We start from the raw sequence: 21,540 nt of genomic DNA, 5'->3' as shown, positions 1-21,540 counted from the left end.
TCCCTGGCCGAATTCGCCCTGATCGACCGTATCCGTGCGCGCAGTGGAGCGCGCGCGGATGTGGTGCTCGGCATCGGTGACGATGCGGCCCTGCTGCAGCCCGCCGCGGGCCAGTGGCTGGCCGTCACCGCAGACACGCTCAACGCCGGCGTGCATTTTCCTGTGGAGACCGAACCGGCGGACATCGGCTGGAAGACGCTGGCAGTCAATCTGTCCGACCTCGCCGCCATGGGCGCCGAGCCCTGCTGGGGAACGCTGGCGTTGTCGCTGCCGCAGGCCGACGCCGGATGGATCGACGCGTTCGCCGACGGCTTCTTCGCTCTTGCTGACCTGCATGACTGGAGGCTGGTGGGCGGGGACACCACACGCGGGTCACTGTCGTTGTCGGTGACGGCATTCGGCCAGGTGCCGCACGGGGCCGCGCTGCGCCGTGATGGCGCGCAGGTCGGCGATGACATCTGGATCAGCGGAACACCGGGCGAAGCTGCGGCGGCCCTGCGACTGTGGCAGCGCGGCGCGCTGGCCGTCGAGCGGGCAGCCGCCGACGCGGGCCACGAGCAGCTGCGTCAGCGCCTGCTGCGTCCGACGCCGCGGGTAGCGCTGGGGCTTGCCCTGCGCGGCATCGCCAGCGCGGCGGTTGATGTCTCCGATGGTCTGCTGGCGGATCTGGGTCATATCGCGGCGCGCAGTGGCATGGGCGCGCAGCTGGCCTTGGACGCGTTACCCCTGTCGGCCGCGTTGCGAGGCAGTTTCGATGAAGAGCAGGCGCGCGACTGCGTGTTGCGCGGCGGCGACGATTACGAGCTGTGTTTCACCGCAGCCCCCTCCCGGCGTAGCGTGCTGCAGGTGTTGGCCGATCAGCTGCAGCTGCCGTTGACCCGTATCGGCGTCATGCAGGCCGGCAGCGGCGTGCAGGGCGATGGCGTGCAGGGGCCGGGCGGCTACCAGCATTTTGCCGGCTGACCAGCGCGGCTTCATCGGCGTTCGGCCGGCGTCGTAGCGCCGGGCTCTGCCCGGCGAGCGCGCAGCGCGGCTTTAAAAGCTGCCGGGCAGAGCCCGGCACTACGAGGCGAGCGCGCAGAGCCCCGCTTCATGCGGGTGGCAGCACCTTGCCCGGGTTGAGAATGCCGTCCGGGTCCAGGGTCTGCTTGATCGCGCGCATCGTGGCCAGCGTGGCCGGGGTGAAGGCCTCGGCCATGAAGTCGCGCTTGGCCAGACCGATGCCATGCTCACCGGACAGTGTGCCGCCCAGGGCCAGCGTCAGCGCGAAGATCTCCGGCAGTGCGGCGTGTGCGCGCGCATTTTCATCGGCATCGTCGGGGTGGTACAGGATGTTCACATGCAGGTTGCCATTGCCCGCGTGGCCGAAGGTGACGATGGTCAGTGCATAGCGCACTGCCAGCGCCTGCACGCCGGCCACCAGATCGGGAATGCGCGAGACCGGCACCACCACGTCCTCATTGATCTTGCCCGGCGCAATGCTGCGCAGGGCCGGTGACAGCGCCTTGCGCGCTGCCCAAAGTTTCTCGCGCGCGCTGCCTTCCATCGCCACGTCCAGCGCCAGCATGCCATCGCCCTCTGCGGCACTGGCCAGGGCCTGCAGCAGGTAGGGCAGGGTGTCGTGGTCCCCGTCGGCCTCGATCAGCAGCATCGCACCGGCCTCGGGCACGTCGGCACCGTTGAGGCGCAGCAGCTGCAGGCTGCGCGCATCCATGAACTCGAGCCGGGTCGGCACCACCGGCTGTGCCATCACCCGCGATACCGCCTGCGCGGCGGCATCGGCGTCGCGATAGAGCACGCGCAGCCCGGCCTGGGCGACCGGCAGCGCGGTCAGCTTCAAGGTCGCTTCCACGATCAAGGCCAGCGTGCCCTCGCTGCCGACCAGCAGGTGAGTCAGGTCGTAGCCGGTGGCGTCCTTGGTGTAGGCGCCGCCGCACTCGATCAGCTCGCCGCTGCCGGTGACCGCCAACAGCCCAAGCACGTTGTCGCGGCTGGTGCCGTACTTGACCGCGCGCGGCCCGCCGGCATTGCAGGCCAGATTGCCGCCCACGCTGCAGATCTCCGCGCTGGAGGGGTCCGGTGCCCAGAACAGGCCGTGCGGCGCGAGCGCATGTTGAAGTTCGCCGTTGAGCACGCCCGGTTCCACCACCGCACAGCGGTCGCCCGGACGCAGTGCGAGGATGCGGTTCATGCGCGCGAACGACAGCACCACCGAGCCGGGCAGCGGCACCGCCGCGCCGGTGGTGCCGGTACCGGCACCGCGCGCGACCAGGGCCACACCGTGCTGGCGGCAGGCTCGCACCAGCGCCTGCACCTGCTCACGGTTCTCTGGCAGCGCCACGCCCAGCGGCAGCTGGCTTCGCCAGGAGTTGTCCTGTGCATGGGCCTGCAGGCTGGCCGCGTCGGTGCGCCAGCCTGCTGGACCCAGCAGGTGGGAAAGGTGCTCGACAAAGGCCTGGGGCAGCAGAGAGTTCATCGCGGTGGATCCGGATCAGCAGGGGGGCTCAGCCGTCGGCGCGGAACGCGTCCTTCAGCCAGTACAGTTGCGGTGGCTCGCCGGAGGCGTGGATCACATCGAACCGGCAGGGACGCGCCGCAAGCTCGGGATGGGCCTGCAGGAACAATGCGGCGGCCAGCTGCAGGCGCTGCTGCTTGCGCGGGTCGACCGAGGCGGCGCCGCCGCCGAACCGGGTGCCGGCGCGGTAGCGGACTTCGACGAACACCACGGTGCCGTCGTCCTCCATCACCCGGTCCAGCTCACCGCCCCGGTAGCGGACGTTGCGGGCCAGCAGCTGCAGGCCCGCCTGGCAGAGATACCGTTCGGCGGCCGCTTCCACGGCCGCTCCGCGCGAAGCGGGATCAGTAGGCATTGGCGACCGGTTGTGGTCGGCCACCATTGAAGGTCGACCAGGCCGGAACACGCAGCACGTTGCCGGTACCGTCCAGATACAGGGTGCCGGTGGCACCGGCGATGCCACCCTGTTCGGTCAGCGTGTCCAGGTAGGCGCTGATCTTCCACGCGTCGAAGCCGAAGGCGAACAGGCGGCCGGCCGCGCCGCGCGCGCTGGGCAGCATCTGGCCGACGCTGGCCGCGTTGGGCAGGCCGGCCACACTGCGCACGTTCCAGCTTTCGGTCGGGAACACGATGCCGTCCAGCGCAGCGTCTTCCTCGGGCTTGCCGCTGCCGATGGCCAGCTGCGAAGTGCCGATGCGGCTGGCGCCGCCCAGCCCGACCAGGGCCAGCTGCGGTGCCAGCTGCCGCGCCTGCGGCGCACGCACCGCCAGCAGCACGCCATCGGCCTGGCCTGCGGCACGCAGCTGCGCGCTGATGTCGGCCACGCTTTCCGAGACCGGTACCGTGGCCAGCACGGCGCCACCACGCTGGCCGAACCGCTCTGCGAAGGCCGCAGCGGTGCGCCGGCCGGTATCGTCGTTGCTGTGCAGTACCAGTACGCGGCTGCGCTCGCGTCCGCGCATGTACTCGGCGGCGAGGATGCCGTCATCTTCAGGCGCGAGGGAGAAACCGGCGCTGCCGCTGGGCGGTGCATCCTTGCCGCGGTTCAGGGCAAGCACCGGCACCGGCAGCTGCGCCCGGCCGTAGACCGCGTCCACTTCCTCACGGCTGAGCGGGCCGACGATGAAATCCGCACCGGCGGCCACGGCCTTGTCGTAGGCTGCCAGCGCACCGGCCGGCGAGCCGGCGGTATCGATGAAGTCGATCTGCGGTCGGCGCCGTGTCTCACCGTAGTAACCGGTCAGCAGGCCATCGCGGACCGGCTGGGCTGCGGTGGCCAGTCGGCCGGTGAGCGGCAGCAGCACCGCCATCTTCGCCGGCGGACGGTAGCCATCGCTCATTGCCGGCGGGCGCTTGCTGGTGTCGAACTGGCTGCTGCCATCACGATCGAACGGACGCGGCAGCGCAAGACCACGCGCCAGCAGGGCGCGGCCGGCGAAGTTGTAGAGCGGGTCGTTGGCGGCCAGGGCAGCGGCGCGCGCCGACAGGGTGCGGTCGTCCAGACTGCCGAGCAGCGCAGCGATCCGGTTCTGGTTGTCGGCACGTGCTTCGCCCTGCAGGGCCGGGTGGGCCCGCGCATGCTCTGCGGCAGCGCCGAAGGCGTCGCCGTTGGCGGCAAGAGCGGCGGCGCGGGCCAGCTGCCAGCGCGTGCGCAGGGCCGGTGCCACGGCGCTGTCGGCTTCGCTCAGCGCGGCCAGCGCGGCGGCGGGCTGCTTGTCGGCCAACGCCAGTTCGGCGGTGACCAGATGGTAGCGCTGGCGGCTGTTGCCGCTGAGCTGGCGCGGGGTCACCTGGCCCAGCAGGCTGCGCGCGCGCGTGGCATCGCCGGCTTCGTGCCAGGCAAAGGCCGCGTCGGCCAGCGCGTTGGCCTTGGCGCCGCCGCGCAGCGTGCCGGCCAGGGCCTCCAGCTGCATGGCGGCATCGCGGGCACGCCCCTGCTCGATCAGCTGCAGGGCCTGGGCCTGCTCCGCCGGTTCGGGGGTGCTGGTCAGGCTGGTGGTGGCACAACCGGCGAGCAGCAGCAGCGAAAGCGAAAGGGCGGAAATCCGTGCAACGGGCTTGTTCATGTTCGGGTCCATGCGGATGGGGCAGCGGCCGTGGCCAGGTACACGCTAGGATTCTACCCTTGACCCTGGAGCGCCGCTGAAATGACTGTTGCCACGCTGTACGTAGTTGCCACCCCGATCGGCAACCTGTCCGATCTGAGCCCGAGGGCGCTGGAGGTGCTGCGTACGGTGGCAGCGATCTGTGCAGAGGATACCCGCCGCACGGGTCAGTTGCTGGCGCATTTTGGCATCCAGCAGCCGCTGGTTGCCCTGCATGAGCACAACGAGGAGGCGCTGGCGCAGCGCATCGTCGCGCGGTTGCAGGCGGGCGAGTCGATGGCGGTGGTCAGCGATGCCGGGACGCCGCTGGTCAGTGACCCGGGTTTCCGGCTGGTGCGCGCCGCACGCGCGGCCGGCATCAAGGTCAGCCCGGTGCCCGGGGCCTGCGCGCTGATCGCCGCGCTGAGCGTGGCCGGGCTGCCCAGTGACCGGTTCACCTTTGAAGGGTTTCTTCCGGCCAAGGCCAGTGCTCGCCGCGAGCGGCTGCAGGCGCTGGCCGCCGAAGTGCGCACGATGGTGTTCTACGAATCCTCGCACCGCATCGACGAATCGCTGGCCGACATGGTGCAGGCGTTCGGTGCCGAGCGCCCGGCAGTGCTCGCGCGCGAGCTGACCAAGCTGTTCGAGACCGTGCTCGACGGCGACCTGGCAGGTCTGCTGGCGAAGGTGCAGGCCGACGAGAACCAGCGCAAAGGCGAGTTTGTGGTGATGGTGCAGGGCGCGGCCGACGATGAGCAGGCGCAGCTGGCATACGGGCGCCGCGTGTATGCCAGGCTCAGCGAGCATCTGCCGCCGTCGACGGCGGCCAAGCTGGCTGCCGAACTGACCGGCGCCCCGCGCAAGGCGCTCTACGGCGCGTAGTGCCGGGCTCTGCCCGGCAGCACGGCAGGCAGACGTGTGACGACCAACGGTCGTCACCTACCGACGGCGCGTAGTGCCGGGCTCTGCCCGGCAGCACGGCAGGCAGACGCGTGACGACCAACGGTCGTCACCTACCTGCGGCGGGGGAGAAAGTGGCGGAGCCGGCCGATAAGCCGGGTTCTGTCGTGGACAGTCATTCCTCTAGGCGCCGCGTCACCGCGACGCTCAAGCAACCTACCCGGATCCAGCGCGGGCCACGCCAATGGATCCCTATTTGGTCTTGCTCCAGGTGGGGTTTGCCGTGCCGGTCTGTTGCCAGACTCGCGGTGCGCTCTTACCGCACCATTTCACCCTTACCGGCCTTCCGAGGAAGACGTAGGCGGTATCTTTCTGTTGCACTTTCCGTCGGCTTGCGCCGCCCAGGCGTTACCTGGCACCTTGCCCTGTGGAGCCCGGACTTTCCTCGGCACCCGCAAGGGGTGACGCGACTGTCTGGCCGACTCCGCCGCGCGCATTGTCCCACATCCACGCGTTTGCAGGACAGCACGATGCCGCGCCGCGCGCCGGCACCTGCACTCAGAAGGCGACGTGCTCTTGGCCAACGGCCCGGCCCTGCGGTCCCCAGCGACGTTCCCAGGCGTGGCCGTGCCCATCGTGGTCGACCAGGAACACCGTGCTGGCCCGTGTGCCGTAGTCGTCGCCACGGATGAACGCGGCACTCAACCAACGTTCGCGTTCCAGGCCGATGCCGGTGTCGGGCAGTGCGCTGTCCGCTGGCCGATGCTCGTCCGCCAGTGCCTCCCACAGCGGTGAGAGGTCGTCATTGCCGCAGGCAAGCCAACGGTGCAGAGCGCTGGTCAGGCGCTCGGTCTTGGGCCAGGGCGCGTCGAGCGCGCCGTTGGACATCCCATGCACCCCGGGCGGCAGATCGCGACGCTCGTCGGGGTGATTGGCGAGGTAGGCAAGGGTGTCGCGGTCGGCGAGCAGCAGGTTGAACGGCGCGTAGGCCGATGCGGCCTCCGCCAGACGGTCCGCATGCGCCGGTGCGGTGGCGCTCCCGCGCAGGTAGTCGGCGACCAGGGCGCCACGCGACGGGCCGGCCTGGATGGCCTGCGGGTCGCGCACATTGGTGACCACCGCAACGCGGCCTTCCGGTCCGATGCCCGCCCAGCCGCCGCCGGAGCGCAGATCGCGCCCGCCGATGACCGCTGGGGTGTCGTCCCAGCGACCCAGCGTCCGCGTGGGGCGCGCGTGGAACTCGTCGCGGTTGCCTGCCATCACCAGGCGCCAGCGCGGGTGACGCAACCAGCCGATAGCAAGAAGGCACATGCGCGTCAGTGTGCCGTTTTGCGCATGCCGATGTCATCAGGGCGTCACCGCCGGATGAATGCGCGGCCAAGGTTTCACGCCCTCTGCACGCGCCTGAATCACTTCCCAATCTCAAAATTTGAGACGAAACAGCAACTTGTGGATAAGCCTTGAACAAGTCTCTAAACATTGCTGCAAGCCATTGATGCCGAAGGCGATTTTGTCTTCTCAAAGTTGTTGACAACCCAACCGCCGCTGCTAAGGTGGGCATCAGAGGGAAAACCGGGTTTTTTGTGGGTTTTCGTGGTTCAATGTTTCACCGGGCGAAGGAAAGGTGCAGGCGTCGTGTTCCAGGGCGAGACGGCCATCACAGTTGACGATAAAGGGCGCATGGCGGTTCCCACCGCATATCGCGACCTTGTCGCGCGCGTGAGCAGCAATCGCCTGGTCCTGACGTACAACCCGTTCGAGTCCGGCTGCCTCTGGCTGTACGCGGAAAGCGAGTGGGAGCGTGTCCGTGACGATGTCATGGCCAAACCCAATACCCAACGCGTGGTCCGGCTGCTGCAGCAGAAGCTGGTCGGTTCGGCCGCGCACCTGGAGCTGGACGGCAATGGCCGTATCAGCATCCCTGCCAGCCACCGCGGTGCTGTTGGCATCGAAAAAAAGGCGGTGCTGCTCGGTATGGGCGACAAATTCGAACTTTGGAGCGAGCAGGCGCATCGCGCACTGATCCAGCAGACATTGTCTGACGAGGATCTGGGCGATGGGTTGCTCGACCTGAAATTGTGAGCCGGGGTGCCCGGGTGCGCGCAACAGCGCAGACCGGTCACCTTCCGGTGTCGCAGTCGCCGGCGGTGCATCTGCCGGTGCTGTACACCCAGGTCCTTGAGGGCCTGAGGGTGATCGAAAACGGATGCTATCTGGATGGCACGTTCGGCCGTGGCGGCCACGCCCGCGGCGTGCTCGAGCAGCTGGGGCCGCAGGGACGTCTGCTGGTCATGGACAAGGATCCGGAAGCCATCGCCGTTGCCGAGCGCGACTTCGCGCCGGACGCGCGCGTGTCCATTTTCCGCGGCAGCTTCGCCCAGCTGCTGGCGTGGGAGCAGACCGCGCAGGGGCTCGATGGCGTGCTGCTGGATCTGGGGGTGTCCTCGCCGCAGCTGGATGTCGCCGAGCGCGGTTTCAGTTTCGGCAAGGACGGCCCGCTGGACATGCGCATGGACCCGGACAGCGGCATCAGTGCGGCGCAGTGGATCAACAGTGCCGAAGAGAACGAGATCGCCGACACGCTGTGGACCTACGGCGAAGAGCGGCAGAGCCGGCGCATTGCCCGTGCCATCGTCGCCCGCCGGCAGAAGCAGGCCTTTGCGCGCACCGCCGAGCTGGCCGAGTTGATCGCTTCGGTGATGCCGCGCGGCAAGGACAAGATCCATCCGGCCACGCGCAGCTTCCAGGCCATCCGCATCCACATCAACCGTGAGCTGGCCGACCTCGAGGCCGGCCTCGACGCGGCTGTGCAGCGGCTCAAGCCCGGTGGCCGGCTGGCGGTGATCAGCTTCCATTCGCTGGAAGACCGCATCGTCAAGCAGTACATGAACCGGCTGGCCAAGGCGCCGCCAAGCAACCGCCGTCTGCCCGAGCAGCAGGCCTTCGTGCCGACCCTGCAGCTTGTCACCGGAGCGGTGAAGGCCAACGAGGACGAGCTGGCGGTCAATCCGCGCGCGCGCAGTGCTGTGCTGCGCGTGGCGGAAAAGTGCGGGGAGGCCGGGTGAGTCGTCTGCTGCTCATCGTGCTGCTGGCCAGCACCATCGCCTCGGCGATTGGTGTGGTCTTCGTGCGCCATCGTCACCGCCAGACCTTCATCGAACTGGCGCGTGCCGAGCGCGTGCGTGACGAGCTGAACATCGAGTTCGGTCGTCTGCAGCTGGAGCAGGCCACTCTGGCCGAAGCCACCCGCGTGGATCGTGTGGCCCGCGAAAAGCTGGGCATGAAGTTCCCTGAGGCGGCCGACGTCGTGGTGGTCCGCCCATGAGCAAGTCCGGCCGCAACCGCGCCCGCAACAGCTTCAACCTGCGCCAGCGTCTGCGCTGGGTCGCGCTGGCGCTTGGCCTGTGCTCGGTGTCGCTGGTCGGTCGCGCGGCCTACGTGCAGATCATCAACAGCGACTTCTACCAGCGCCAGGGCGAAGCGCGCTATCTGCGCGAGCTGCCGATCAAGACCTCGCGCGGCATGATCACCGACCGCAACGGCGAGCCGGTGGCGGTATCCACGCCGGTGGCCTCGATCTGGGTCAACCCGCAGGAACTGCTGCGCGTGCCCGAACGCATTCCCGAACTGGCCCAGGCCCTGGGGCTGTCGGTGGATGACCTGAGCAGCCGCCTGTCGCAGCGTTCGGACAAGGAGTTCATGTACCTGCGCCGCCGGATCAATCCCGACGATGCCGAGAAAGTGGTCGCGCTGGGCATTCCCGGCGTGGCCTCGCAGCGCGAGTTCCGCCGCTTCTACCCGCAGGGTGAGGCGATGGCGCACGTGCTGGGCTTCACCAACATCGACGACCGTGGACAGGAAGGGCTGGAGCTGGCCTTTGACGAATGGCTGCGTGGCGAGCCCGGTGCGAAGCGGGTGATCCGCAACCGCAAGGGCGAAACGGTGGAAAGCGATCTGGTGCGGGCGGCAACGCCAGGCAAGGATCTGACCCTGAGCATCGACCGCCGCATCCAGTTCCTGGCCTACCGCGAGCTGCGCAACGCGCTGGTGGAGAACAAGGCGGCCGGTGGCTCCATCGTCATCATGGACGTGGCCACGGGCGAAGTGCTGGCCATGGTCAATCTGCCCACGTACAACCCGAACTCGCTGCAGGGTGCGGTGCCCGACACGCGCCGCAACCGCGCGGTGACCGACCTGGTCGAGCCGGGCTCGACGATGAAGCCGCTGACCATCGCCTCGGCGCTGCAGACCGGTGCGGTCACCAAGGACACCATCGTCGACACCAACCCGGGCTACATGCCGGTAGGGCGCTTCACCATCCGCGATGTGCCGCGCAACAACGGTGTGCTCAACGTGACCGGCGTGATTACCCGCAGCTCGAATATCGGCGCGGCCAAGATCGCGGCGAAGATGCCGGACCAGTCGTTCTACGATTCGATTCATTCGTTTGGCTATGGCAGCCGGCCGGGCAGCGGCTTCCCGGGCGAGTCGGCCGGTTCGCTGCGGCGCCCGACCAACTGGGATGGCGCGACCAAGACGACCATGTCCTACGGTTATGGCCTGTCGGTGACCCCGCTGCAGATCGCCACCGCCTACTCGGCACTGGGCAACGGTGGCCGTCTGATCCCGCCGACCTTCGTAAAGGGCCAGCGCAACGAAAGCCACCAGGTCATCGATCCGCAGGTGGCGCACGACGTAGTGGCCATGATGGAGACCGTGGTCACCCAGGGCGGCGCCAAACAGGCAGCCGTGCTCGGCTACCACGTGGCGGGCAAGACCGGTACCGCGCGCAAGGCCGGCCCCAACGGGTATGAGCGTGGCCATTACAACGCATTGTTCGCCGGTGTCGTGCCGGCGACCAACCCGCGCTTTGCCACGGTGATCGTCATCAACGACCCGCAGGGCGGCAAGTACTACGGTGGCCTTGTCTCGGCGCCGGTCTTCCACAACGTGATGGAAGGCGCGCTGCGCCTGATGGACGTGCCACCGGACGACATCCAGTCCTGGCTGGTCGCCCAGCAGTCCGGCAAGACCGGCCACGCGGCATCGGTGCTGCCCGCGCCGCCGGCCAACACCCCGCTGCCGGCTGACGCCGCCGCCGAATTCGACGCCGCCGTGCCGCACGTGCAGGCGCCCGCCCCCGCGACGGCGCCGGCGCCGACCGGAGGCACGCAATGAGCCCGACCATGCTGCTTTCGCAATTGCTTCCCGATGTGGCCCTGGCGGGCCACGACCCGGTTCTGACCGGCCTGGTGCAGGACAGCCGCGCCGTGCGCCCCGGCAATGCCTTCGTTGCCATCGCCGGCTTCGGCGCACACGGGCTGGGCTTTGTCGACCAGGCGCGCGCGGCCGGTGCCAGCGCCATCCTGTTTGAGGCCCCGGCGCCGGACGAGCTGCCCGCCCCGGCCGATGCCATCGCCGTGCCCGACCTGCGGGCGCGCATGGGCGCTCTGGCCGACCAGTTCCATGGCGCCCCGTCGCGCGCGATGACCATGGTCGGCGTCACCGGCACCAACGGTAAAACCTCCACCGTGCAGCTGCTCGCGCAGGCATGGGACCGGCTCGGTACCCGCGCTGGCAGCATCGGCACGCTGGGCGCGGGGCTGGTGGGGGCGGTGCAGCCAACCGGTTTCACCACGCCGCTGGTGCTGCAGATGCATGCGCTGCTGGCCGACCTGCGCGGGCAGGGGGCGCAGGCCGTGGCGATGGAAGTCAGCTCGCACGCGCTCGATCAGGGTCGCGTGGATGCGGTGCATTACGACGTGGCTGTGTTCACCAACCTCACCCGCGATCATCTGGACTACCACGGCGACATGGCCAGCTACGGCGGTGCCAAGGCGCGTCTGTTCCACCGCCCGGGCCTGAAGGCGGCCGTGGTCAACCTCGACGATCCGTTCGGTATGCGTCTGCTGGCGGGGCTGTCGCCGCAGGTGCAGGGCATCGGACTGAGCTCGCGCGGCGCGACCGCCGCCCGGGTGCGCGCCGAGGAACTGGTGCTCGACGGACGTGGCATCGGCTTCACCCTGGTGATCGGCGATGCGCGCGAACCGGTGCGTTCTTCGCTGCTGGGGCGGTTCAACGTTGACAATCTGCTGGCCGTGGCCGGTTCGCTGCACGCACTGGGCCACGAAACCGCCGCGATCGCGCAGGTGCTTTCGGCGCTGCAGCCGATTCACGGGCGGATGAACCGCCTTGGTGGTCTGGATGGATTGCCGACGGTGGTGGTGGACTACGCGCATACCCCCGACGCGCTGGAGCAGGCGCTGCAGAGTCTGCAGGGCCATCTGCAGGGCCGGTTGTTCTGTGTGTTCGGCTGTGGCGGCGAACGCGATGCCGGCAAGCGCCCGCAGATGGCCGCCATCGCCCAGCGTCTTGCCCACGAGGTGATCGTCACCGACGACAATCCGCGCGGCGAAGACGGTGACCGTATCGTGGCTGACATCCTGGCCGGCTTCACCGGGCAGGACGGGGTCACGGTGCAGCGCAGCCGCGCCCGCGCGATCGGTCTGGCCGTCAAACGCGCCGGTACCGGTGACATCATCCTGGTGGCCGGCAAGGGCCATGAGCCATATCAGGAAGTGAACGGCGTGCGCCACGATTTCGACGACACCGAGGTTGCCGCGGCCGCGCTGGCGGCCAAGGCCGGTGTGCTGGCGGCGGAGGGCAGGGCATGAAGCGCACGCTGCTCTCGCTGATCGCCCACTGGGCCGGCGGTGAACTGCATGGTGATGATGTCGCCATCGATGCGATCAGCAACGACACCCGCACCCTGGGCCACGGCAGCCTGTATCTGGCGCTGCGCGGGGAGCGGTTCGACGGTCATGATTTTGCCCATGCCGCACAGGCACAGGGTGCCAGTGCTCTGCTGGTCGAGCGGCTGCTGCCGCTGGATCTGCCGCAGGTGCTGGTGGCTGACAGCGAACGCGCGCTTGCCCGCATCGCCGCAGGCATGCAGCGTGACCGCGCCACGCAGATCTTTGCCATCACCGGCAGCAACGGCAAGACCAGCGTCAAGGCGCTGCTGCTGTCGATCCTGCAGCAGGTGGCGCAGGCTGAGGCCAAGGTGGTCTATGCCAATCCCGGCAACCGCAACAATGAGATCGGCCTGCCGTTGGCGGTGATCGAGGCGCCGGAAGACGCCGACTACGCCGTCTATGAAATGGGCGCGGGCAAGCCCGGCGATATTGCCTACCTCACCGACATCGCACGCCCGCGCTATGCGCTGGTCAACAATATCGCCGCTGCCCATCTCGAGCGGATGGGCAGTCTGCGCGGCGTGGCTGAAACCAAGGGCGCGATCTACAGCGCACTGCCCGCCGATGGCGTGGCGGTGATCAATGCCGACGACGCCTTTGCGCCCTGGTTCGAGCAGGCACTGATCGGCCAGCCGCCGCGCTGTGGCGTGCTGCGCTTCGGCCTGGAGCACACTGCCGACGTCACCGCGCGGCAGATCCGTCTAGCGCAGGGCGGCAGCCAGTTTGTGCTGTCCACGCCGCAGGGCGAGGCGCAGGTGGTGCTCGGCCTGCCGGGCCGGCACAGCGTCAGCAATGCGCTGGCCGCCGCGTCGCTTGCGCTGGCCGCCGGCATCGCGCTGGACAGGGTGGCAGCCGGACTGTCCCGTGCCGAGCCGGTACCGGGTCGGCAGATCGCCCACACCCTGGCCAACGGCGCAGTGCTGGTCGATGACAGCTACAACGCCAACCCCGGCTCGCTCGCCGCCGCCATTGATGCACTGGCCAGCAGCGGCAACGAGGGATGGCTGGTGCTCGGTGACATGCGCGAGCTGGGTCCGGAGGCGGAGGCGCTGCATGCGCAGGCGGGCCTGCGCGCGCGCGCCGCAGGCATCAAGCGTCTTTACGCGCTGGGTCCGCTCAGCACCGCCGCCGCCAGCGCCTTCGGCGATGGCGGCCATGCTTTCACCACCCATGACGCGCTGGTACAGGCGCTGCAGGACGAGTTGCACGCGGGTGTGCGCTGCCTGGTCAAGGGTTCCCGTGGCAGTGCCATGGACCTGATCGTCGACGCGCTGCTCGCGCAAGGAGAGGAATCACCCCATGTTGTATGAACTGGCCCGCTGGCTGCAGCAGCTGGAGAGCGCCTTTAGCCTCTTCAACTACCAGACCTTCCGCGCGATCCTGGCGGCGCTGACCTCGCTGTTCCTGTCGCTGTGGATGGGCCCTGCGGTCATCCGCCGCCTCGCCCAGTTCAAGGGTGGCCAGCCGATCCGCAAGGACGGGCCGCAGACCCATTTCTCCAAGGCCGGCACGCCGACCATGGGCGGATCGCTGATCCTGCTCACCGTGACCTTGTCGGTGCTGCTGTGGGCCGATCTGGGCAATCGTTACGTCTGGCTCGTGCTGGCGGTGATGCTGTGCTTCGGTGCGATCGGCTGGTATGACGACTGGATCAAGATCGTGCGCCGCGACCCGAACGGTCTGAAGTCGCGCTGGAAGTACCTGCTGCAGTCGATCTTCGGCCTGGCCGCGGGTCTGTTCCTGCTGTACACCGCCGACGTGCCCTCGGCGCTGACCTTCTACATCCCGATGTTCAAGTCGGTGGCGCTGCCGCTGGCCGGTATCAGTTTCGTGGCCATTGCCTACTTCTGGATCGTCGGCTTCTCCAACGCGGTCAACCTGACCGACGGCCTGGATGGCCTGGCGATCATGCCGACCGTGCTGGTGGCCTGCGCGCTGGGCGTGTTTGCCTACGCCTCGGGCAACGTGGTGTTCTCCAACTACCTGCAGATTCCGCAGATCCCCGGTGCCGGTGAGCTGGTCATCATCTGTGCGGCGATCGCCGGGGCCGGCCTGGGCTTCCTGTGGTTCAACACCTACCCGGCGATGGTGTTCATGGGTGACATCGGTGCGCTGGCGCTTGGCGCCGTGCTCGGCACCATCGCGGTCATCGTCCGCCAGGAGCTGGTGCTGGTAATCATGGGCGGCGTGTTCGTGATCGAGACCCTGTCGGTGATGATCCAGGTCGCATCGTTCAAGCTGACCGGCAAGCGCGTGTTCCGCATGGCGCCGATCCATCACCACTTCGAGCTCAAGGGTTGGCCCGAGCCGCGCGTGATCGTGCGCTTCTGGATCATCTCGGTGGTCCTCGTGCTGATCGGCCTTGCCACGTTGAAGGTGCGCTGATGACCGACCTCTCGCGCCAGGCCACCCGTCTGGAAGCCATCGGCGGCCGCTTTGACCCGTGGCTGCTCGGCGCGATCGTCGCGCTGACCGGACTGGGCGTGGTGATGGTCGCGTCGAGCTCGATCGCGCTGATGAGCAGTCCGTTCTACTACCTCAACCGGCACCTGATCTTCCTCGCCGTGGGCGTGGTGCTGGCAGCAGCGGTGATGCGCATGGAACTGCGTTCCATCGAGCAGTGGAACCAGATGCTGCTGCTGGCCTGCTTCGTGCTGCTGCTTGCAGTGTTCGTGCCGGGTCTGGGCAGCACGGTCAACGGTGCGCGGCGCTGGGTCAACCTCGGCATCTCCAAGTTCCAGACCGTCGAGGCGGTCAAGGTGCTCTACATCGTCTGGCTGTCGAGCTATCTGGTGCGCTTCCGCGATGAGGTCAACGCCACCTGGCCGGCCATGCTCAAGCCGCTGGGCGTTGCCGGCGCGCTGGTCCTGCTGCTGCTGCTGCAGCCCGACTTCGGTTCGTCGACCCTGCTGCTGGCGATCACCGCAGGCATGCTGGTGCTGGGGGGCGTCAACCTGCCGCGCATGTCGATGCCCATCGTGTTCGGCATGATCGGCATGACCCTGCTGGCGATCTTCGAGCCCTACCGCATGCGCCGCATCACCTCCTTCCTGGATCCCTGGGCGGACCAGCAGGGTGACGGCTACCAGTTGTCCAACGCGCTGATGGCCGTCGGCCGCGGCGAATGGACCGGCGTGGGCCTGGGCAATTCGGTGCAGAAGCTGTACTACCTGCCCGAAGCGCACACCGACTTCATCTTCTCGGTGACCGCCGAGGAACTTGGCTTCGCCGGCACCTGCCTGATCGTGGCGCTGTATGCGCTGCTGGTCGGCCGGACGTTCTGGCTGGGCATGCGCTGCGTGGAAATGAAACGGCATTTCTCCGGGTACATCGCCTTCGGCATCGGCCTGTGGATCAGCATGCAGAGCTTTGTGTCCATCGGTGTGAACCTGGGCATCCTGCCGACCAAGGGCCTGACCCTGCCGCTGATCTCCTCTGGCGGTTCGAGCGTGCTGATGACCTGCGTGGCCATGGGTCTGCTGCTGCGCGTGTCCTACGAGCTTGAGCGCGCCGAGCGCCGCCAGGCGGTGCGCATGAGCAGCGTCGACGAATACGGCGACGCCGCTGACGAGCGTGCCGAGCCGGCAAGCGCCAGCCGCGCGGCCGCCCCGGCGGCGGCAGCGGCCAGTGCCAGCGCCGTGGCCGCCGCTGCACAGCACGCCGCTGTACAGCCGCACGCCACTACCCGCGGTACCAGTCGCCTCAACGCACGCATCGAACCGACCTTCGGGAGGCTGGGATGAGCGCTGTGCGCACCTCCAACCGACCGGTGATGATTCTGGCCGGCGGCACCGGCGGCCACATCTTCCCCGGCCTGGCCGTGGCGCGCGTACTGCGCGAGCGGGGCGTGCCGGTGACTTGGCTGGGCGCGGCCGGCGCGATGGAGACGCGGCTCGTACCGCAGCACGACATCCCGCTCGACACGCTGGCCATCACCGGCCTGCGCGGCAAGGGCAAGCTGGCCCTGCTGGCTGCGCCCTGGCGCCTGATGCGCGCCCTGCGCGCGGCCGGCATGATCATCCGTGACCGGCAACCGCGCGCCGTGATCGCCTTCGGCGGCTTCGCATCCGGGCCGGGCGGGCTGGCCACGCGGCTGCATGGACTGCCACTGATCGTGCACGAACAGAACCGTGCGCCGGGTCTGACCAACCGTATTCTCTCGCGCTATGCGCGGCGCCTGCTGACCGGCTTCCCGGGCAGCTTCGCCCAGCGCGAAGAGGCCGTCGGCAACCCGGTGCGCGCCGAGATCGCAGCGATCACCCCGCCAGAGCAGCGCTTGGCCGACCGTCAAGGCCCTCTGCGTCTGCTCGTGGTCGGTGGCAGCCAGGGCGCACGCGCGTTGAACAGCGGCGTGCCGCAGGCCATCGCGGCGCTGGGCGCGCACGCGCAGATCCAGGTGCGCCACCAGAGTGGCGAGAAGATGCATGACGAGGCGCTCAAGGCGTACGCCGATGCAGGCGTGCACGCTGAGGTCACTCCGTTCATCGCCGACATGGCCGAAGCGTTCGCATGGGCCGACCTGGTGGTCTGCCGTGCCGGCGCCTCCACGCTGGCCGAACTGTGCGCGGTCGGCGTTGGCAGCGTGCTGGTGCCGTTCCCGGCGGCGGTGGATGACCACCAGACGCGCAATGCCGAGTATCTGGTCGAGCGCGGTGCGGCCGTTCTGCTGAAGCAGGACACAACGCTGGCCGACGGGCTGGCGGCACTGCTGCGCGACATGACCGAAAATGCCGCCCGCCGCATGCAGATGGCACAGGCCGCGCGTGCGCTGGCCAAGGTCGATGCCGCAGAGCGCATCGCCGATATCATTCTTGAGGAAGCCGTATGACGTACCGCCCGCACCGCCACCTGGAGCTCCCGGGGGCACGCGCATGATCCGCCGCCTGCAGGACACCAACGACCTGGTGCGCGCTTTCCCGCGCGTGCACTTCGTCGGCATCGGCGGCACCGGGATGAGCGGCATTGCCGAAGTGATGCTGACCCTGGGCTACGAGGTGTCCGGTTCGGACAACGCGGACAACGCGGCCACGCGCCGTCTGGCCGGTCTCGGTGCGCGCATCATGCGCGGTCACTCGGCGGCCAATGTGCTCGGTACCGACTGCGTCGTGGTCTCCAGTGCGATCCGCGAAGACAACCCGGAGTTGATGGAGGCGCGCAGCCAGCGCATTCCGATCATGCCGCGCGCCGCGATGCTGGCCGAGCTGATGCGGTTCCGCCGCGGAATCGCGGTGGCCGGCACCCATGGCAAGACCACCACGACGAGCCTGACCGCCGCGGTGCTCAGCGAGGGCGGTCTGGACCCGACCTTCGTCATCGGCGGCCAGCTGCTGGCCGCTGGCGCCAATGCCAGGCTCGGCAGCGGGCAGTGGCTGGTAGCCGAGGCTGACGAAAGCGATGGCAGCTTCCTGCGCCTGAATCCGCTGATGTCGGTCATCACCAACATCGATGCCGATCACCTGGAAAACTACGGCAACGACTTTGCCCGCGTGCAGGCTGCATTTGCCGAGTTCCTGCAGCGTCTGCCGTTCTACGGGCTGGCGGTGCTGTGCATCGACGACCCGGAAGTGGCCGAACTTGCCAGCCGCACGCCGCGCCATGTAATGAGCTATGGCCTCAGCCCACAGGCCGACGTGCGCGCCGAGAACGTGGTGCAGGAAGGTCCGCGCATGCGCTTCACGCTGCGCCTGCCGCAAGGCACCAGCCAGGAAGTCGTGCTGGCGCTGCCGGGCAGGCACAACGTGCTCAATGCACTGGCCGCCGCCGCGGTGGGCTGGCAGCTGGGGGTGGCGCCGGATGCCATTGCCCGGGCACTGGAAGGTTTCGCCGGCGTTGGCCGTCGTTTCAACGACCTCGGCGAAGTCACCACCGCCAGTGGCGCCAAGGTGCGCATCATTGATGATTACGGCCACCACCCCAGTGAACTTGAGGCCGTATTTGCCGCCGCGCGTGGCGGCTGGGCCGACAAGCGTCTGGTGGTTGCTTTCCAGCCGCACCGTTACAGCCGCACCCGCGACCAGTTCGACAGGTTCGCCGCCGTGCTCTCCAGCGTCGATGCACTGGTGCTGAGCCAGGTCTACCCGGCCGGCGAAGAGCCCATCGCCGGTGCCGACTCGCATGCGCTGGCGCGGGCGATCCGTGCCCGCGGCCGCAGTGAGCCGGTGGTGGTCGGCAAGGCCAGTGAACTGGCGCAGATGCTGCCGGACGTGCTGCAGGACGGCGACCTGCTGCTGATGATGGGGGCCGGTGACATCGGCGCCGTGGCCAGCCAGATCGCCGTGGACGGTTTCATCGTGGAGGACGCGCAATGAGCGCTGCCGTTTCCGCTCCGCTGCGCAGCACCGATCCGGCGGCCTTCGGCCGCGTCGGTGTGCTGCTCGGCGGTACTTCCAGCGAGCGCGAGGTCTCGCTGGACTCGGGCCGCAACGTCCTGCAGGCACTGCAGGCGCGCGGTGTCGATGCGGTTGCCATCGATGGCATTCCCGCACTGGCCAAGGCCCTGGCCGCGGGCACGGTGGATCGCGTGTTCAACATCCTGCACGGCCATAACGGCGGTGGTGAGGACGGCGTGGTGCAGGGCCTGCTTGAGGCTTTCGGTGTGCCGTATACCGGCTCGCCGGTGCTGGGCTCGGCACTGAGCATGGACAAGATCCGTACCAAGCAGGTGTGGCTGGCCTTGGGCCTGCCGACTCCGCAGTACCGCCGTGTCACCGCCGCCGACGTGCACGCCAACGCCGCCGAGCTTGGCCTGCCGGTGGTGGTCAAGCCGGCCAACGAAGGTTCCAGCGTGGGCATCAGCCGGGTCACCGACGATGCCGGGCTGGACGAGGCGGTCGCGCTGGCTGCGCGCTACGACGGCCAGCTGCTGATGGAGCAGATGGTGGTCGGTGATGAGCTGACCGTGGCCATCCTGGGCGACACGGCGCTGCCGTCGATCCGCATCGTGCCCAAGGGCCAGTGGTACGACTACAACGCCAAGTACATCGCCGAAGACACCCAGTATCTGTGCCCCGGCCTGGACGGCGAGGATGAGGCCGAGATCGGCCGCATCGCACTGGCCGCCTTCCGCGCCGCCGGCTGCCGTGGTTGGGGACGTGTGGACGTGATGCGCGACCGCGCCAGCGGCGGGTTCTATCTGCTGGAGGTGAACACCGCGCCGGGCATGACCAGCCATTCGCTGGTGCCCAAGGCGGCTGCGCAGGCTGGCATCGGTTTCGAGGAGCTGGTCTGGCGCGTGCTGGAGCAGACGCTGGTGACGGCTGACGGGGAGAGCACGCACGCATGAACGTGGTGCTGCGCATCTTCGTCTGGCTGCTGGCGCTGACCCTGGTCTCGCTGCCGGTCGTGGCCGTGCTCAACGGCTGGGTCGGCGCAGAACGCTGGCCGCTGGCGAAACTGCGTGTGCATGGCGAGTTCAAGCGGGTGCCGGCCGAACAGCTGCAGAAAGTGCTGATGCCCTACGCGCGCAGCGGCTTTTTCGCGGTGAAGCTGCAGGATGCGCAGGACGCGATCGAAGCGCTGCCATGGGTGGAGAGCGCGCGCGTGCGCAAGCAGTGGCCGGATGTGCTGGAGGTGACCCTGGTCGAGCACAAGCCGTTCGCCCGCTGGGGCCAGGACCGGCTGCTCTCCGAGCAGGGCAAGCTGTTCCCGACCCCGCGCAAGCTCGCCGACCTGAAGCTGCCCGAGCTGGATGGCCCGGACAGCCAGACCGAAGAAGTGGTGCAGCTCTACAACGACGCGCGCGCCATGTTCGCCCCGGTCGGTGTCGACGTGACGCGGCTGGGCATGGACGCGCGCGGCAGCTGGTCGCTGCTGCTGAGCAACGGCACGGTGGTGGTCGTCGGCCGCGACGATGCGCGTTCGCGGCTGCAGCGCTTCGTCCGTGTGCTGCCACAGCTGGCCAACCAGCCGGCGCCGATCGAGCGCGCCGACCTTCGCTATACCAACGGTTTCACGCTGAGCTGGGGAACCCCGCCGGCTGACGCGCCGAAGAACACGCAGGAAAGAACATGAATCGCAAGGGTGATAAATCGCTGATCGTCGGCCTGGACATCGGCACCTCCAAGGTGGTGGCGCTGGTGGGCGAGTATTCGCCGGGCAACCCGATCGAGGTGATCGGCATCGGCTCGCACGAGTCGCGCGGGCTCAAGCGTGGCGTGGTGGTGGACATCGAGTCGACGGTGCAGTCGATCCAGCGTGCTGTCGAAGAGGCGGAGCTGATGGCCGGCTGTGAGATCCGCTCGGTCTACGCCTCCATTTCCGGCAACCACGTACAGTGCAAGAATTCGCCCGGCATCGTGCCGATCCGCGACGGCGAAGTGACCTGGGGTGATCTGGACCGGGTGCTGGATGCGGCCAAGGCCGTGGCCATCCCCGCCGACCAGAAGATCCTGCATGCCATCCCGCGCGAGTATGTGCTGGACGATTCTCAGGAAGGCATCCGCAATCCGGTCGGCATGACCGGCGTGCGCCTGGAAGTGCACGCGCACCTGGTGGTCTGCGCGCAGTCGGCAGCGGCCAACATCAGCAAGTGCGTGCAGCGCTGCGGCCTGCAGGTGGACGACCTGGTGCTGTCCTCGCTGGCCTCCAGCGTGGCCGTGCTCACCGCCGACGAGCGCGAGCTGGGCGTGGTGCTGGTCGACATGGGTGCGGGCACCACCGATATCGCGGTGTTCGTGCAGGGCGCGATCTGCCATACCGCATCGCTGCCGATTGCCGGTGACCATGTCACCAACGATATCGCGCACATGCTGCGCACGCCGACTCCGGAAGCCGAACAGATCAAGGTGCGTTACGCCTGCGCGCTGGCCCAGCTCGCCACTGCCGAAGAGAGCATCCAGGTGCCGTCGGTGGGGGACCGCCCGCCGCGCCGGATGCCGCGCCATTCGCTCGCCCAGGCAGTGCAGGGCCGCTACGAGGAAATCTTCGAGATGGTCCAGGCCGAGCTGCGTCGCTCCGGCTTCGAGGAACTGGTACGTGCCGGCATGGTGCTCACCGGTGGCGCTTCGAAGATGGAAGGCGTGGTCGAACTGGCCGAGGAAATGCTGCAGATGCCGGTGCGTGTCGGCATTCCGCAGCACGTCACCGGGCTCGGTGAAGTGGTGGGCAACCCGGTGCACGCCACCGGCGTCGGCCTGCTGCTGATGGGCAGCCAGATCGAACACCCCCGACGCCCGTCGCTGCCCACCGGCCGCGCCGGCAGCATGTTCAAAAAACTCAAGACCTGGTTCCGTGGCGAGTTCTGACGCGGAATCTGTTTCATCCGGGCTTCGCCCGGCGGCAACACCGG

Annotated in this window: 19 protein-coding genes and 1 other RNA gene; 15 read left to right on the top strand and 5 right to left on the bottom strand. The window is 68.4% G+C overall.

From position 1 onward, the window contains the following. Positions 1-3 precede the first annotated feature (3 nt). A complete protein-coding gene (gene thiL / locus RZA67_RS12910; protein ID WP_317214012.1) occupies positions 4-963 on the top strand; it encodes a thiamine-phosphate kinase in 960 nt (319 codons plus the stop codon). Between the two features lie 127 nt (positions 964-1,090). On the opposite strand, the gene RZA67_RS12905 is transcribed toward thiL, so the two are convergent. From RZA67_RS12905 to RZA67_RS12895, 3 genes are read right to left on the bottom strand one after another with little or no spacing between them, the layout of a single operon-like run. Beyond that, the gene (locus RZA67_RS12905; protein WP_317213127.1) at positions 1,091-2,476 is read right to left on the bottom strand and encodes an FAD-linked oxidase C-terminal domain-containing protein; all 1,386 of its coding nucleotides are present in this window, start codon (positions 2,474-2,476) and stop codon (positions 1,091-1,093) included. 28 nt (positions 2,477-2,504) lie between these two features. Further along, entirely contained in the window at positions 2,505-2,870 is a 366-nt protein-coding gene (locus tag RZA67_RS12900; protein ID WP_317213126.1) for a YraN family protein, read from the bottom strand. Continuing rightward, positions 2,860-4,581: a penicillin-binding protein activator gene (locus RZA67_RS12895; RefSeq protein ID WP_317213125.1), complete on the bottom strand. Its 1,722-nt coding sequence runs from the start codon at positions 4,579-4,581 to the stop codon at positions 2,860-2,862. The genes RZA67_RS12900 and RZA67_RS12895 overlap by 11 nt, the downstream gene beginning before the upstream one ends. An 81-nt stretch (positions 4,582-4,662) precedes the next feature. Between RZA67_RS12895 and rsmI the strand changes: the two genes are divergently transcribed. Further along, entirely contained in the window at positions 4,663-5,481 is an 819-nt protein-coding gene (rsmI, locus tag RZA67_RS12890) for a 16S rRNA (cytidine(1402)-2'-O)-methyltransferase (protein ID WP_317213124.1), read from the top strand. Positions 5,482-5,634: 153 nt separating this feature from the next. On the opposite strand, the gene rnpB is transcribed toward rsmI, so the two are convergent. Further along, positions 5,635-5,985, bottom strand: an RNA gene (rnpB, locus tag RZA67_RS12885) — RNase P RNA component class A. A gap of 72 nt (positions 5,986-6,057) precedes the next feature. Next, the gene (locus RZA67_RS12880; RefSeq protein WP_317213123.1) at positions 6,058-6,810 is read right to left on the bottom strand and encodes an NRDE family protein; all 753 of its coding nucleotides are present in this window, start codon (positions 6,808-6,810) and stop codon (positions 6,058-6,060) included. A 324-nt stretch (positions 6,811-7,134) separates the two neighbouring features. Between RZA67_RS12880 and mraZ the strand changes: the two genes are divergently transcribed. From mraZ to ftsA, 13 genes are read left to right on the top strand one after another with little or no spacing between them, the layout of a single operon-like run. Further along, complete coding sequence (gene mraZ, locus RZA67_RS12875; RefSeq protein WP_317213122.1) at positions 7,135-7,581, top strand: division/cell wall cluster transcriptional repressor MraZ; 447 nt, start codon at positions 7,135-7,137, stop codon at positions 7,579-7,581. A gap of 14 nt (positions 7,582-7,595) precedes the next feature. Then, complete coding sequence (rsmH, locus tag RZA67_RS12870; protein ID WP_317213121.1) at positions 7,596-8,564, top strand: 16S rRNA (cytosine(1402)-N(4))-methyltransferase RsmH; 969 nt, start codon at positions 7,596-7,598, stop codon at positions 8,562-8,564. Then, complete coding sequence (gene ftsL, locus RZA67_RS12865; RefSeq protein ID WP_317213120.1) at positions 8,561-8,824, top strand: cell division protein FtsL; 264 nt, start codon at positions 8,561-8,563, stop codon at positions 8,822-8,824. The genes rsmH and ftsL overlap by 4 nt, the downstream gene beginning before the upstream one ends. After that, complete coding sequence (locus RZA67_RS12860; RefSeq protein ID WP_317213119.1) at positions 8,821-10,677, top strand: penicillin-binding protein 2; 1,857 nt, start codon at positions 8,821-8,823, stop codon at positions 10,675-10,677. Before ftsL ends, RZA67_RS12860 begins: the two co-directional genes overlap by 4 nt. Beyond that, the gene (locus tag RZA67_RS12855) at positions 10,674-12,173 is read left to right on the top strand and encodes a UDP-N-acetylmuramoyl-L-alanyl-D-glutamate--2,6-diaminopimelate ligase (RefSeq protein WP_317213118.1); all 1,500 of its coding nucleotides are present in this window, start codon (positions 10,674-10,676) and stop codon (positions 12,171-12,173) included. The genes RZA67_RS12860 and RZA67_RS12855 overlap by 4 nt, the downstream gene beginning before the upstream one ends. Then, positions 12,170-13,564 (top strand): UDP-N-acetylmuramoyl-tripeptide--D-alanyl-D-alanine ligase, encoded by a 1,395-nt coding sequence (murF, locus tag RZA67_RS12850; protein ID WP_317213117.1) that lies wholly within the window; start codon positions 12,170-12,172, stop codon positions 13,562-13,564. Before RZA67_RS12855 ends, murF begins: the two co-directional genes overlap by 4 nt. After that, a complete protein-coding gene (gene mraY, locus RZA67_RS12845; RefSeq protein WP_317213116.1) occupies positions 13,554-14,639 on the top strand; it encodes a phospho-N-acetylmuramoyl-pentapeptide-transferase in 1,086 nt (361 codons plus the stop codon). The genes murF and mraY overlap by 11 nt, the downstream gene beginning before the upstream one ends. Further along, on the top strand, positions 14,639-15,997 hold the full coding sequence (gene ftsW / locus RZA67_RS12840; protein WP_317213115.1) for a putative lipid II flippase FtsW: 1,359 nt from the start codon (positions 14,639-14,641) through the stop codon (positions 15,995-15,997). The genes mraY and ftsW overlap by 1 nt, the downstream gene beginning before the upstream one ends. Further along, entirely contained in the window at positions 15,994-17,082 is a 1,089-nt protein-coding gene (murG, locus tag RZA67_RS12835) for an undecaprenyldiphospho-muramoylpentapeptide beta-N-acetylglucosaminyltransferase (RefSeq protein WP_317213114.1), read from the top strand. The genes ftsW and murG overlap by 4 nt, the downstream gene beginning before the upstream one ends. A gap of 43 nt (positions 17,083-17,125) precedes the next feature. Further along, positions 17,126-18,562: a UDP-N-acetylmuramate--L-alanine ligase gene (murC, locus tag RZA67_RS12830; protein ID WP_317213113.1), complete on the top strand. Its 1,437-nt coding sequence runs from the start codon at positions 17,126-17,128 to the stop codon at positions 18,560-18,562. After that, positions 18,559-19,536 (top strand): D-alanine--D-alanine ligase, encoded by a 978-nt coding sequence (locus RZA67_RS12825; RefSeq protein ID WP_317213112.1) that lies wholly within the window; start codon positions 18,559-18,561, stop codon positions 19,534-19,536. The genes murC and RZA67_RS12825 overlap by 4 nt, the downstream gene beginning before the upstream one ends. Further along, on the top strand, positions 19,533-20,264 hold the full coding sequence (locus RZA67_RS12820; RefSeq protein WP_317213111.1) for a cell division protein FtsQ/DivIB: 732 nt from the start codon (positions 19,533-19,535) through the stop codon (positions 20,262-20,264). Before RZA67_RS12825 ends, RZA67_RS12820 begins: the two co-directional genes overlap by 4 nt. Next, positions 20,261-21,496, top strand: a complete 1,236-nt coding sequence (gene ftsA, locus RZA67_RS12815) for a cell division protein FtsA (protein WP_005408083.1) — start codon at positions 20,261-20,263, stop codon at positions 21,494-21,496. Before RZA67_RS12820 ends, ftsA begins: the two co-directional genes overlap by 4 nt. The last annotated feature ends 44 nt before the right edge of the window (positions 21,497-21,540 follow it).

The sequence above is a fragment of the Stenotrophomonas sp. C3(2023) genome, assembly GCF_032911385.1.
Classification (GTDB): domain Bacteria; phylum Pseudomonadota; class Gammaproteobacteria; order Xanthomonadales; family Xanthomonadaceae; genus Stenotrophomonas.
The sequence above is the reverse complement of the archived record's forward strand: the minus strand, read 5'-3'. Positions and strand labels throughout refer to the sequence as shown.